Consider the following 12,211-nt stretch of genomic DNA (forward strand, 5'->3'; position numbering starts at 1 on the left):
CAGATGTCAGCCAAAGCTGGCATAGAGAGTGCGGCCATTCGCCTTGAGCCAGCGGTCGGCGCGGCGGATATCGCCGTCATAGATTTCCGTGAGCATGGCGTGGAAAGCGGGGCTGTGATCGAAATGGACCAGATGCGCGACTTCATGCGCGACGACCGAGCGGCGGACGAAAGCCGGGGCCTGCACCAGACGCCAGTTGATCCGGATGCGGCGCTGGTCGCTACAGCTGCCCCAGCGCCTTTGCGCCCGTGAGAGCGCGACCGGGACGGGGGCCAGAGCGGCGCGCTCGCAATAGAATGTCGCATCCCCTTCGAACAAGGCAAGCGCACGGCGTTCGAGCCAGCGCCTGATGCGCCCCTCGATCCCGCCGACCGGCCCGCCGACGCGCATTTCGCCGGCTGTCAGTGCCGGGCGGCGCGGCGCGCTTTCATCCCATATCAGCGTGACCGCCTCGCCCTCGATCAGGAGCTCTGCGCCGGGGGCCAGCTCAATCCGCTTCGGCACCTTGGCGCGCTGCTGCGCAAGCCAGTCGGCCCGGGCATGAGCGAAGGCAATCGCTTCGGCAGAACGGGCCCATCGCGGCAAGGTGATCCGCACTTCGCTGCCATCGGGGGCAAGTCGCAGGGTCAGCCGCTTGGCCGTCGGATGGCGCCGCAGGGTAATCGGCAGCGTTTCGCCATCGAGCTCGATCTCCGGCGGAAACTCGGCGCGGGTGAGCCAGTCGATCACTCTGCCTCGCCCTGCTCGGCCGGCTGCGCGCGCGCCTCGCTCCAATCGACGATATGGTGTTCGAGCGGGCCGGCATCGGTTTCGCTCACCACGCGGCCTGCGACCGAAACACCTGCGCGCTGCACCGCCTCGCGGTCGCCGCTGATGAGATAGTGCCAGCTGCGAAGCGGACGGTCGGCTGCGCGGAGGCGGTATGCGCAGGTCGAGGGCAGCCACGGCACGTCCTCGACAATAGCAAGCGTCAGGCGCAGGCAATCGGGCACGAACGCCTTGCGGTTGCGGTAATCGGAGCACTTGGCGGTGCCGGTATCGAGCAGCTTGCACGCGACATTGGTGTCGGCGATGTCGCCGGTATCGGAGTCCTCGATCTTGTGCAGGCAGCACCGCCCGCAGCCATCGCACAAAGCTTCCCACTCCGCCCGCGAAAGCTCGGCGAGGGGAAGCTTCCAGAACTCGTCTCTCATTTCACCCATTTGTCGAGTTCGGCAGCGACCGCGCCGGGGCCCTTGTCGGTCGGCAACGTCGCGAGCGGTTCGCCCGATGGGCCGAACAGGTAGGTGATGTTCGAATGGTTCATCAGGTACTGGCCTTTGCCCAGATCCTCGCCGCGTTCATAATAGACGCGGAAGGTGTCTGCGGCGGCCTTGACCTGTTCAGGCGCGCCGGTGAGCCCGATAAGGTCATCGGAGAAAGCGTTCGTGAATTCTCCCACCACGTCCGGCGTATCGCGCTCGGGGTCGATGGTGATGAAGATCGGCTGGATCTTCGCGACCTTTTCCGGAGCGGTTTCGGCGAGCCGCTTCAGCCCGCGCGTCATCTGCCCGACATCTATGGGGCAGACATCGGGGCAATAGGCATAGCCGAAATAGACGATCCGGTACTGCCCGTCGAAATCCGCCCAGCGCACGGCCTCACCGTCCATATCGACAAGCTCGAACTCGCCGCCGATACTCGCCCCTTCGAGCGGAGGCCGTTCAGGCACGGTGTCTTCGCCCGCGCCGCTGCACGCGGACAGCCCAAGAGTTACCGCCAGTGCGAAGGCGGTCACCAGACTAAGGGTTCGAGAAGGCTTGGCGTGTCGGTTCATGCTCTGCTAACTGGCAAACTTTCAAGAGGGGGGTCCAAACGGGGCACTCACCACAAATGTGTGACAGGTAATGGACAAGGATCAAAGCGCGTTGGCTTATGTTTTGCGCAAATTAGGACGCACCGGGGCGATTGCCAGTGCGGTTTTGGCAAGTCTGGCTGCGATGATGGCGATTTCGCCCGTGTCGGCGCAGCTCTATTCGCCGGGCTACGAATTCCTGAAAGCGGTCGATGACCGTGACGGCGATGTGGTGACGTCTATGCTGAATGAGCCGGGGGCGGGCGAGACGCTGGTCAACACCCGCGACATCACGAGCGGCGAAACCGGCCTGCACATCGTTACGAAACGCCGTGACGCGCTGTGGATCCGGTTCCTGATCCAGCGCGGCGCCAATCCGAACATCCGCGACAACAAGGGTGTGGCTCCGATCCAGATTGCGACCCGGCTCGGTTTTGTCGATGGCGTGGAAGAATTGATCAAGGGCGGCGCGCAGATCGGCGTCGCCGACAGCCAGGGCGAAACCCCGCTTATTTCGGCGGTACACCAGCGCAACACGCAATTGGTGCGCCGCTTGCTGGCCGAGGGCGCCGATCCGGACCGCAATGACAATTCCGGCTGCTCCGCACGCGACTATATCGACCTGATGAGCCAGAACACCGTGCTCAAGATGGAACTGGAAAAAGCCGACGAAGAGCGCGGCGCAGAGGGAACCACAAAGCAGTACGGGCCTTCTTTCTGATATGAACGAGAACGCTCCCGACTTCGCCGACATGACCCTGGACGAGCTGCGCATCGCGCTGGCTCCCGAGATTGCCGCTTCGGCCATTTTCGATGGCTGGAACGAAACCGCGCTGCTCGCCGCTGCCGACATGGCCGGGGCCGATCCGGACATCGCCAAACTGGCGTTTCCGGACAAGCCGTTTGGCGGGCGAGCGATGGACATGATCGAGGCGTGGGTCACCAGCGTCGACCTGCAGATGGAAGCCGCGTGGCCGCAGGACAAACTGGCCGAGCTGAAGATCCGCGAGCGCATTCGCACGCTCGTCGCTTTCCGGCTGGAAGCGGTCGCAGACGTCGATGAGGCCGTGCGCCGCGCCATGTCGATCATGGCGATGCCGCAAAACGCGCCGCGCTCGCTGCAGCTTGGCTGGCGTTCTGCCGATCTGATGTGGCGGCTCGCCGGGGACACCGCGACCGATTACAACCACTACACCAAACGCACGATCCTCGCCGGGATATACAGCGCGACGCTCGCCGTGTTCGTGAACGACGATAGCGAGGGCAAGGCGAAGACCTACGAGTTCCTCGACCGCCGCATCGACGGGGTGATGAAGTTCGAAAAGGCAAAGGCGAAATTGACCAGCCGCAATGTCGAGCTGCCTAGCCTGACGCGGTTTCTCGGGCGGCTTCGCTACCCCAGCCGGTAATCCTTTCGGAACGGACGTGGAAAACGTGACGCGCACCTTATCAGTGCGCGCCCGCTTCCCTATGACAGCATGGGAATCGCGAAACCGGCATTGGGATTCTGCGCGAATATTTGAATCAGAAGGGATGTTTCGATGGCGGGTTCGCTCAACAAGGTCATGCTGATCGGTAATCTCGGGGCCGACCCCGAAATCCGCAGTTTCCAGAATGGCGGCAAGGTCGCCAATCTGCGCATCGCCACCAGCGAGACGTGGAAGGACCGCAACACGGGCGAACGGCAGGAACGCACCGAGTGGCACACCGTCGCGATCTTCTCCGAAGGGCTCGTGAACGTGGTTGAGCGGTTCCTGAAAAAAGGCTCCAAGGTCTTCATCGAAGGCAAGCTCCAGACGCGCAAATGGCAGGACCAGAACGGTCAGGACCGCTATTCCACCGAAGTCGTCCTGCGCGGTTTCGACGGCACGCTGACCATGCTCGACGGCGCACAAGGCGGCGGCGGTGGCGGCGGCTACGGCGGCGGTTCGGGCGGAGGCAACCAGGGTGGCGGGAGCGGCGGCTGGAACCAGGGCGGCGGAGGAGCTGGTGGAGGCTCGGGCGGCAGTGCTGGATCGGGCGGCGGCGCACAAGGCGGCGGCTCGGGCGGCGGCTATGACGACCTCGACGACGACATCCCGTTTTGATCGACCGCGTTTAGCGCCAGTCAGTTCCTGATGGCGCGCCCCTTGGTGGAGCTACCAAGATGCTACTTCTCGCCAGTCTGATCGCTGCCAGTCCGACGCCTCCGCCAATTCGGCTGGCACCTGCTGGGACAATCGCCGATCGCGGCCTCGTCGTAGGGTTCACGGCTGGTCCGGCGACATGCGCTGGCGGAACGCGCATCAGCTCGGAGCGGTTTATCGAGCCGATCCCGCTCCTGCTCCATAGCAATCGCACCTCCATGAACGTCACGGTCGAATTCTCCGTCGACGACACGGGCCGGCCATATTCGATAAAGTCGGATTTCGGGCGCCGGCTCAGGGCTCACGAACGCGATATCCTGCCGTCACTGGCGGCATCGCGCTTCGAGGTGGACCGTGCCCATTCGGACTGTTCGATCACCTATGAGCCGTTCGAAACACAGCTTGCCGATGCTCCTCTCGAGACGGTCGCTCGCATCAATATGTTGCCGCGGATGCGTTTGCCGAAGAACGGGTGGGACAGGCTCGCCCCGGGCGATTGCCGCACGCGTCCCTCACCTGCGCCCTTGGTCCGCGCCTATCCGGATTTCCGAGAGTTGGAACCACGCGCAGGGGCGCGGGAATGGACGTATGTCGGGTATGATCTGGATGCGGACGGCGTGCCCGTCAACGTGTCCACGATTTCGAGCTCCGGCAGCGCGGAACTGGATGAAGCGGGGCGCATGGCAATGGCCAATTCCCGCTTCGCCGTGCCCGGTCCGCGCACCGGCTGCGCGCGCTCGTTCTGGAAAAATGCCGCCATCGTCGAAGCACCTGAGCCGCCTGAGCAAAGCGAGTTTGGTGACCCCGACGTCTGCGATATCGATGACCGGTGGGAGCGAAAGCCCAATCTTACCTTCCCCGAAGCCTATCGCCGCCGATCGATCAATGGCTGGGCAATTTTGCGCTATGATGTCGCCCCTTGGGGAGAGATCGGATCGATCGAAGTGCTCGCAAGTCAGCCAACCATGGATTTTGGTGAAGCTGCGCGCCGGGTTGTCAGCCGGGCACGGTACAAAGAAATGGATACCGGTCTGAGCAATTGCATCGAACGGGTGATCTTCCGGATGAACGACTACGGAGCATCCGCTGACAAGGACGGCTCAGAGTAGGGGGCAGGGCCAACTACGCCCGCTCACCCCTTCTTCAGCGCCGCCAGCGCGTCGGCCAGCGGGCCGGTCTGCTGGCCTTCCTCGACGATCCCGGCTGCCTTTCGCGCGGCATCGGCGTTCGGGCCTTCGGCGTAGGGGTCGATCGCGAGGCCCAGCGTCTGCGCTACCGCTTCGCCAAGGTCGAACATGTCGCCTTCATATTCGATTTCGTCGCAATCGCCGGCTTCGAGCTCGATTTCCTCGCCCTCTTCGTGTTGCAGGTCGCCTGCAGGGACGAAGCGCAGGTCGAGCGGTTCGCAGATCGTCACGGGGAAGTCCTCGGCAGACACCGCGCAGGTTTGCACGATTTGCGCCTCGACCTGCCCGGCTGCGCGGACCGCCTTGCCCGCCTCCTCCAGCTCGATTTCGGCGCGCAGATGCTCGACCGAGGCCAGATCGAAACGCTGAGCCAGCGCGGCGCGCTCGCTGTCATCGGCTTCGATCACGACCGGAGCGGCGGGCAGGGGCCGCGCCTTGATGAAGTGGGACAGCTCCGCAGACATCACCAGATACCGCTCGCTTTCAGCATCTCCTCGTCGCTGTACTTGCCGAGCCGCTCGGACATGGCGAGCAATTTCCCGGCGACGCAGGCCGATCCGGCTGCCTCGTCGGCGCCGTCCACGAAGGTCACGTTGCGGCCTACTGCGGCGACCAGTTTCTGGTGATCCGCATCGGCGAGCGCGCTGCGATAGGCGCCAAGCCTGCCGCCGAGCGCGCTCATCAGCTTTCCGACATGCTTGCCCACGACGACATCGTTGACGCCAAACTCGCGCAGCTGGCCGTCCATGTCTTCGACGAACAGCTCGGCCAGCAGCGCGCTTTCGGCGCGCATGTCGGAGGCCTCGACGCGGACCATGACGGTGCACAGGATCGCGGTGATGAGGTCGAAGCGGCCCGCGACCGTATCGGCCACCTGGCAATCGTTGTAAAAGGATGGCTCGCGTGCCAGTTCGACAACGCGGTGCCACAGCGGGCGTACGCCTTCGCGCGGGTCAGGGGCGGTGCCGAGCATGCGGGAGAGGAAGGACATGAGGAAATTCGTTCTTTCTGATCTGGCGCGCCAAGCATGGCTGCTTTTCGCGCCTGTTCTACTCTGGCCAACCCGCACTGCCCGTGCCCGTTCCTTGAAACCGCATGAAATACGCGCGCGCCGGCGCATTCAGGCACAATTCAACCGGTTCACCCCAATTCACCGCACCAGTGACATTGCAAGGCCGCTGGCTTCGTCTTAAAGCCGGTTGCAACAGATATAGGAAGCCGCGTCAGCGCGGCAATGACAGAGCTAACGGGAACTGACTGACACCATGGGTCATCGCAATCGAGTATTTGATTTCGCAGGAAGCCGCGCTGCCAAGGCCGCTTTGCTCGCAGGCGCGGTTCTGGCGCTCGGCGCATGTTCCTCGATCCGCGAATCGCGCGGATATGTGGTCGATACGACGCTCACCCAGGCCATCCAGCCGGGCATCGACAATCAGCGCTCGGTCGAAGGCACGTTGGGCCGTCCGACTTTCACCAGCCAGTATGGCGAGCCGACCTGGTACTACATTTCCAGCGTGACGGGCCGAAAGCCGTTCGTGCGCCCGCGCATACGCAATCATTCGGTCCTCGCGGTGAAGTTCGACGGTGCTGGCAACGTCGCCTCCGTCGATCGCAGCGGTATCGATGAGGTCGTCTACCTCCAGCCCGATGGCGACAAGACGCCGACACTGGGCCGTGAGCGCGGCTTTCTCGAAGACCTGTTCGGCAATATCGGACAGGTTGGCGGCCTTGGCGGCGGCGCAGGCGGGCCGGGCGGCTAAAGCCTCCTCCGCTTGACCCTGATTTTCAAGCGCCCATATCTCGCCGCATGAACAATGATCAGGCGAGCCACGGCCTCACCCAGTGGCACGGTACGACAATCGTCGGCGTAAAGCGCGGCGGCAAGACCGTGATTGCCGGCGACGGCCAGGTCTCGATGGGCAACACCGTGATGAAGCCCAATGCGCGCAAGGTCCGGCGGATCGGCGAAGGCGACAAGGTCGTCGCCGGGTTTGCCGGGGCGACCGCCGATGCTTTCACCCTGTTCGAGCGGCTCGAGGCCAAGCTGGAGCAATATTCCGGGCAGCTGATGCGCGCCGCGGTAGAACTCGCCAAGGACTGGCGCACCGACAAATACCTCCGAAATCTCGAAGCGCTGATGATCGTGGCAGACGAGGAAAGCCTGCTGGTCCTTACCGGCAATGGCGACGTGCTCGAACCCGAAGGCGGGATCGCCGCGATCGGATCGGGCGGCAATTACGCGCTCGCCGCGGCCCGCGCGATCGCCGAATATGAAGAGGATGCGGAACAGATCGCGCGCAAGGCAATGGGCGTCGCCGCCGATATCTGCGTCTTCACCAATGGCAATGTGACGCTCGAAACCGTTTAAGTCTGCGGCTCTCCGGAAAATCAGGAATTTATGACCGACAACCTCACACCCAAGGCGATTGTCGCCGCCCTCGATGAACACATTATCGGGCAGAAGGATGCCAAGCGCGCGGTTGCCGTGGCACTGCGCAATCGCTGGCGCCGCCAGCGTCTCGGCGCGGATCTTCGCGAAGAAGTCACGCCCAAGAACATCCTGATGATCGGCCCGACCGGCTGCGGCAAGACCGAGATCAGCCGCCGCCTCGCCAAGCTTGCCGAGGCTCCCTTCGTCAAGATCGAGGCGACCAAGTTCACCGAGGTTGGCTATGTCGGGCGCGATGTCGAACAGATCGCCCGCGACCTTGTCGAGGAAGCGATCCGGCTGGAAAAGGACCGCCGCCGCGATGCCGTGCGCGAAGCCGCGAGCGAGGCCGCGATGGAGCGGCTGCTCGATGCGCTGGTCGGCCAGAATGCGAGCGAGGCCACCCGCGAAAGCTTTCGCCAGCGCATCACCGACAATTCGATGAACGATACCGAGGTCGAGATCGAGGTGGCCGAAGCTCCGGCAATGCCGTTCGACATGGGCGGCGCGGGCGGCAATATGGGCATGATCGACCTGTCCGACATGCTTGGAAAAGCGATGGGCAAGGCCCCGACCAAACGCCGCAAGCTGCGCGTGCCCGATGCGTGGGACAAGCTGGTCGATGAAGAAGCCGAAAAGCGCATGGACCAGGACGATGTCGCGCGCGTTGCGCTCACCAATGCCGAGACCAACGGCATCGTGTTCCTCGACGAAATCGACAAGATCGCTGTCAGCGATGTTCGCGGCGGCTCTGTCAGCCGCGAAGGCGTGCAGCGCGACCTGCTTCCGCTGATCGAAGGCACGACGGTCGCGACCAAATACGGCCCGATGAAAACCGACCATGTGCTGTTCATTGCGAGCGGCGCGTTTCACCTTGCCAAGCCATCCGACATGCTGCCCGAATTGCAGGGCCGCCTGCCGATCCGAGTGGAGCTGCGCGCGCTTACCGAAGAGGATTTCGTGCGCATCCTGTCGGAAACACGTGCCAACCTGGTCGAGCAATACCGCGCCCTGATCGGCACGGAGAAGGTCGAGCTGATCTTCACCGATGATGCCGTGCAGGAGGTCGCCAAAATTGCTGCCACCGTGAACGAGAATGTCGAGAATATCGGCGCGCGGCGTTTGCAGACGGTAATGGAAAAGCTGATCGAGGACATCAGTTTCGAGGCCGAGGAGCACACCGGGGAGACGATCACGATCGACGCGGACTATGTCGGCATGCGGCTCGACGACCTCGCAGGCAACACCGACCTGTCCAAGTATATCCTGTAATGCCTCGGCCCGTCAGCGATCTTCGGGACATGCTGGCGGGAATGGAGCCGGTCATGCGTGACGAGCACGGCTGGCAATTCCAGGGCGACTGGAACAGGCAGCTTGATCCGGCGGCTTTCGCGATTATCCGCGAGGCCGAAGGACTGACCGCCATCCTTCCTGCGGGCGAGGAGAAAGAAGATCGCCCGTCCTTCGCGCGAATTACCCTGCAGGTTCGTTCGGACCTCGAAGGGGTGGGGCTGACCGCCGCTGTGGCCAGCGCGCTCGCTGAAAATGGGATTGCTTGCAACGTTATTGCCGCCGTCCATCACGACCACGTTTTCGTGCCGTGGGCACGGCGAGATCAGGCACTGGCGATCCTGAAGCAGCTATCGCAAGACGCGCGTCGATAATATTCGGCGTTTTGGCGGGCGGGCTTTCGAAAGTCCTTGAGCATGGCTCGCGCGGCGGCTTTAGTGGAGCCAGCAGAAGTCAAATTCGGGGACTGAATACCATGATCAGGAAATCCATGCTGGTCGGCGCTGCCGCCGCCTTTGTCGCAGCCGCGCCTGCATTGGCGGACGGCCACGACTCTTCGGATGGTGCCGCGCAGCTGTCCGCCCCGGAAATCGAATACACGATGTGGACGCTGGACAACGGCCTGCGCGTCATCGCCATACCCGATGCCACCACGAGCACGGTCACGACCTCGCTATGGTACGACATCGGATCGAAGCTCGACCCCGAAGGCCGCAGCGGATTTGCGCATCTGTTCGAACACATCCTGAGCCGCAAGACCGAGAACATGCCCTACAACATGATCTACGGGCTGACGGCGGATATCGGCGGCACGCGCAACGCCTCCAACTGGATCGACCGCACGAATTATTACGAGCAGGTCCCCGCTGCCTACCTCGAGACGATGCTGTGGACCCACCGCGAGCGCATGGCGAAGGTCGTGGTCGATGACGAGGTCTTCGAGACCGAGCGCGGCGTCGTAAAGGAGGAATTGCGCCAGCGCGTGCTTGCGCCGCCCTATGGCCGCCTGCAGCGTTTCGTCATTGCCGAAAACGCCTATGACGTGATGCCCCATCGCCGCCCCGGCATCGGCTCGATCGAAGACCTCGACAGCGCGACGCTGGATGATGCGCGCGCTTTTTACGAAGCCTATTATGGTCCCGATACGGCCACGCTGATCGTGGCGGGCAATTTCGAAATGGCGCGTCTGCGAGAGCTCGTCAGCGAATATTTCGCCGACATCCCGCCGCGCTCTAACCCCGTCGATCTGGCGATAGCAATCCGCGAACCGGAAACCGCAGGACCGCGCACCGTCAACGCGACGGCTCCCAATGTGCCGCTGCCGGTTGTGGGCGCGGTGTGGAAGGCTCCGTCCACCACCGATCCCGATGCAGCCGCGCTCGAGGTGATGGAAGCGATCTTGTCGCGCGGCGATAACAGCCGCTTCGACAACGCGCTCGTTCGCAGCGGGCAGGCGGTGCAGGTCGCGGCCAGCGTGCTGATGTTCCGGGAGGCCGGGCAGATTGCAGCCTACGCAGTGGTTGCGGGCGAGGACAAGATGGCGCCCGCCGCTGCAACGCTCGATGCCGAGCTCGCCCGCATCCGCACCGAGCCGGTGACGGCCGCTGAACTGGCCGAAGCCAAGAGCGAAATCGTCGCCAGCACGCTGCGCCGCCGTGAAACCGCGCGGGGCCGGGCGTTCGAACTTGGCGAAGCGCTCGTATCCTCCGGCGACCCGGATTTCGCCGACCGCCGCCTTGCCGAGATTACCGAGGTCACAGCCGAGGACGTGATGCGCGTCGCGGCCAGATATCTCGATCCGCAAAAGCGCGTGAGCATTACCTACACGCAAGGCGAAGACGATCCGGCGAAATACGCCAACCCCGTGCCGATGCCGGAATTCCGCACACTTCCGCCTGCCACCGGCGTGATCCGCGAGGTCAGGGCCGAGGGCGAGCGCATGGCGCCTCCGGGACCGGGTGCGACACCTGAAGTGGCCGCGCCGGAGCTGGTGGAGGGCACCCTGTCGAACGGCATCCGTGTTGTAGCGGTCCAGACCGGCGACGTGCCGATCGCGACGATCTCCATGCTTGTGCCCGGCGGCAGCAAGACCGATCCGCGCGCCAAGGCCGGCATCGCGCAGCTTGCGGCATCGCTCGCTGACAAGGGTGCAGCAGGCATGGATGCGCAGGCCATTGCCGCGCGGTTCGAACGCCTTGGCGCATCGTTTGGCGGCGGCGCTGGCAGCGATGGCACCAGCTTCAGCCTGACCGCCCCGGTTGCCAATCTGGACGAGGCAGGCGAACTTGCCGCGACCATCGTGCGCGGCGCGACCTATCCGCAAGACGAATTTGCCCGCGAACGGGACCGCGCCGCCAACGGGCTTCAGGTTGCGATGAAGGAACCGGGCAGCCTGTCGCGCTTCATTGCGCGGGTCGCCATGTACGGCGATGCGCCCTACGGCACCCAGCCCGGCGGCACGCCCGAAACGCTGGCCGCGATCACGCGCGAAGACCTGCTCGCCCACCGGCAGGCCTATTTCCATCCGGATGCGATGCAGATCGTCGTCAGCGGAGGGATCGCGCCTGATGCGGCCATTGCGCTCACGGAAGACATGTTCGGCGACTGGAGCGTTGCGACACCTGCCGGAGACGTTCCCGAGGAAGCCGCTGGCGACAGCGAACCGGTTCGCACCATCGTGGTGGATATGCCCGATGCCGGACAGGCATCGGTGATCGCAGCGGTGCGCGCGCCATCGCGAAAGGACGCCGACTTCTACCCGCTGGAGCTGGCCAACAGCGTGCTTGGCGGCGGATCGAGCGGGCGGCTGTTCGAGGAGATACGCACCAAGCGGTCGCTCAGCTACGGCGCGTATTCGGGCTTTGCCGACCGCGCGGACGATTCCATCCTGACCGCAAGCGCGCAGACGAAGAACGAAACCGCCGACGAGGTCGTGCAGATATTCCTCGACGAGTTCACCCGCCTTGGCAGCGAGCCGCTCACCGAAGACCTGCTCGCCAAACGCCGTCTCTACATGTCGGGCAGCTATGCCCGCGCGCTGGAGACGAGCGGCGGGTTCAACGGCATCGTCGCAACGCTGCTGCAACAGGGATTGGAACCGGCGGAAGCTGCGCGGTTCGCCGAGCGGCTGGATGCGGTCGCCCCCGAGGCGGCAAGCGAGGCGGCGCAAGCCTATGTCGATCCGGCCAAGGCGACCATCGTGATCGTCGGCGACGCATCGCAATTCCTCGAAGGGCTCCAGGATGTGCGCGGCAATGTCGAGGTGATCCCGGCGAGCGAGCTCGACCTTGCTTCGGCTGATTTGCGGCGGCCTCCCGAAACTGCGGAAGCAGGCGGCGCGGACTGA

Annotated in this window: 14 protein-coding genes; 9 read left to right on the forward strand and 5 right to left on the reverse strand. The window is 64.0% G+C overall.

Annotated features, from left to right (window positions below; all coding sequences use genetic code 11):
- Window positions 1–6: 6 nt before the first annotated feature.
- Genes AC0L39_RS03380 through AC0L39_RS03390 form a run of 3 tightly spaced genes read right to left on the reverse strand, consistent with a single transcriptional unit; the run spans window position 7 to window position 1,777 of the window.
- Window positions 7–729 (reverse strand): M48 family metallopeptidase, encoded by a 723-nt coding sequence (locus tag AC0L39_RS03380; protein ID WP_473260750.1) that lies wholly within the window; start codon window positions 727–729, stop codon window positions 7–9.
- The gene (locus AC0L39_RS03385; RefSeq protein WP_473260751.1) at window positions 726–1,202 is read right to left on the reverse strand and encodes a YcgN family cysteine cluster protein; all 477 of its coding nucleotides are present in this window, start codon (window positions 1,200–1,202) and stop codon (window positions 726–728) included. Before AC0L39_RS03385 ends, AC0L39_RS03380 begins: the two co-directional genes overlap by 4 nt.
- Window positions 1,190–1,777: an SCO family protein gene (locus AC0L39_RS03390; protein ID WP_473260753.1), complete on the reverse strand. Its 588-nt coding sequence runs from the start codon at window positions 1,775–1,777 to the stop codon at window positions 1,190–1,192. The genes AC0L39_RS03385 and AC0L39_RS03390 overlap by 13 nt, the downstream gene beginning before the upstream one ends.
- Window positions 1,778–1,886: 109 nt before the next feature.
- On the opposite strand from AC0L39_RS03390, the gene AC0L39_RS03395 reads away from it, so the two are divergent.
- From AC0L39_RS03395 to AC0L39_RS03410, 4 genes are all read left to right on the forward strand, one after another.
- Window positions 1,887–2,555, forward strand: a complete 669-nt coding sequence (locus AC0L39_RS03395) for an ankyrin repeat domain-containing protein (protein ID WP_473260755.1) — start codon at window positions 1,887–1,889, stop codon at window positions 2,553–2,555.
- A gap of 1 nt (window position 2,556) precedes the next feature.
- Window positions 2,557–3,243, forward strand: coding sequence for a COQ9 family protein (locus AC0L39_RS03400; RefSeq protein WP_473260757.1), 687 nt, complete (start codon window positions 2,557–2,559; stop codon window positions 3,241–3,243).
- A 132-nt stretch (window positions 3,244–3,375) separates the two neighbouring features.
- Window positions 3,376–3,921 (forward strand): single-stranded DNA-binding protein, encoded by a 546-nt coding sequence (gene ssb, locus AC0L39_RS03405; RefSeq protein WP_473260759.1) that lies wholly within the window; start codon window positions 3,376–3,378, stop codon window positions 3,919–3,921.
- A gap of 59 nt (window positions 3,922–3,980) precedes the next feature.
- The gene (locus tag AC0L39_RS03410) at window positions 3,981–5,069 is read left to right on the forward strand and encodes an energy transducer TonB (RefSeq protein ID WP_473260760.1); all 1,089 of its coding nucleotides are present in this window, start codon (window positions 3,981–3,983) and stop codon (window positions 5,067–5,069) included.
- 23 nt (window positions 5,070–5,092) lie between these two features.
- On the opposite strand, the gene AC0L39_RS03415 is transcribed toward AC0L39_RS03410, so the two are convergent.
- The gene (locus AC0L39_RS03415) at window positions 5,093–5,611 is read right to left on the reverse strand and encodes a YceD family protein (RefSeq protein WP_473262476.1); all 519 of its coding nucleotides are present in this window, start codon (window positions 5,609–5,611) and stop codon (window positions 5,093–5,095) included.
- Window positions 5,611–6,138 (reverse strand): ubiquinol-cytochrome C chaperone family protein, encoded by a 528-nt coding sequence (locus AC0L39_RS03420; RefSeq protein WP_473260762.1) that lies wholly within the window; start codon window positions 6,136–6,138, stop codon window positions 5,611–5,613. The genes AC0L39_RS03415 and AC0L39_RS03420 overlap by 1 nt, the downstream gene beginning before the upstream one ends.
- 274 nt (window positions 6,139–6,412) lie before the next feature.
- Between AC0L39_RS03420 and AC0L39_RS03425 the strand changes: the two genes are divergently transcribed.
- From AC0L39_RS03425 to AC0L39_RS03445, 5 genes are all read left to right on the forward strand, one after another.
- Complete coding sequence (locus AC0L39_RS03425; protein ID WP_473260764.1) at window positions 6,413–6,907, forward strand: outer membrane protein assembly factor BamE; 495 nt, start codon at window positions 6,413–6,415, stop codon at window positions 6,905–6,907.
- Window positions 6,908–6,954: 47 nt separating this feature from the next.
- Entirely contained in the window at window positions 6,955–7,515 is a 561-nt protein-coding gene (gene hslV / locus AC0L39_RS03430) for an ATP-dependent protease subunit HslV (RefSeq protein ID WP_473260765.1), read from the forward strand.
- A 30-nt stretch (window positions 7,516–7,545) separates the two neighbouring features.
- Entirely contained in the window at window positions 7,546–8,847 is a 1,302-nt protein-coding gene (gene hslU / locus AC0L39_RS03435; RefSeq protein WP_473260766.1) for an ATP-dependent protease ATPase subunit HslU, read from the forward strand.
- The gene (locus AC0L39_RS03440; RefSeq protein ID WP_473260768.1) at window positions 8,847–9,239 is read left to right on the forward strand and encodes an ACT domain-containing protein; all 393 of its coding nucleotides are present in this window, start codon (window positions 8,847–8,849) and stop codon (window positions 9,237–9,239) included. The genes hslU and AC0L39_RS03440 overlap by 1 nt, the downstream gene beginning before the upstream one ends.
- A gap of 101 nt (window positions 9,240–9,340) precedes the next feature.
- Window positions 9,341–12,211 carry a M16 family metallopeptidase gene (locus tag AC0L39_RS03445; RefSeq protein ID WP_473260769.1) on the forward strand — a complete coding sequence of 957 codons (2,871 nt, stop codon included), beginning with the start codon at window positions 9,341–9,343 and terminating at the stop codon, window positions 12,209–12,211.

The sequence above is a fragment of the Erythrobacter sp. K21-9 genome (assembly GCF_055808355.1).

Excerpts from the sequence above, each read along its gene's own strand:
- AC0L39_RS03425 (WP_473260764.1), top strand. The coding sequence starts at position 6,413 with ATGGGTCATCGCAATCGAGTATTTGATTTCGCAGGAAGCCGCGCTGCC.
- AC0L39_RS03385 (WP_473260751.1), bottom strand. The coding sequence starts at position 1,202 with ATGGGTGAAATGAGAGACGAGTTCTGGAAGCTTCCCCTCGCCGAGCTT.
- AC0L39_RS03400 (WP_473260757.1), top strand. The coding sequence starts at position 2,557 with ATGAACGAGAACGCTCCCGACTTCGCCGACATGACCCTGGACGAGCTG.
- AC0L39_RS03445 (WP_473260769.1), top strand. The coding sequence starts at position 9,341 with ATGATCAGGAAATCCATGCTGGTCGGCGCTGCCGCCGCCTTTGTCGCA.
- AC0L39_RS03410 (WP_473260760.1), top strand. The coding sequence starts at position 3,981 with ATGCTACTTCTCGCCAGTCTGATCGCTGCCAGTCCGACGCCTCCGCCA.
- ssb (WP_473260759.1), top strand. The coding sequence starts at position 3,376 with ATGGCGGGTTCGCTCAACAAGGTCATGCTGATCGGTAATCTCGGGGCC.
- AC0L39_RS03395 (WP_473260755.1), top strand. The coding sequence starts at position 1,887 with ATGGACAAGGATCAAAGCGCGTTGGCTTATGTTTTGCGCAAATTAGGA.
- AC0L39_RS03420 (WP_473260762.1), bottom strand. The coding sequence starts at position 6,138 with ATGTCCTTCCTCTCCCGCATGCTCGGCACCGCCCCTGACCCGCGCGAA.
- AC0L39_RS03440 (WP_473260768.1), top strand. The coding sequence starts at position 8,847 with ATGCCTCGGCCCGTCAGCGATCTTCGGGACATGCTGGCGGGAATGGAG.
- AC0L39_RS03415 (WP_473262476.1), bottom strand. The coding sequence starts at position 5,611 with ATGTCTGCGGAGCTGTCCCACTTCATCAAGGCGCGGCCCCTGCCCGCC.
- hslU (WP_473260766.1), top strand. The coding sequence starts at position 7,546 with ATGACCGACAACCTCACACCCAAGGCGATTGTCGCCGCCCTCGATGAA.
- hslV (WP_473260765.1), top strand. The coding sequence starts at position 6,955 with ATGAACAATGATCAGGCGAGCCACGGCCTCACCCAGTGGCACGGTACG.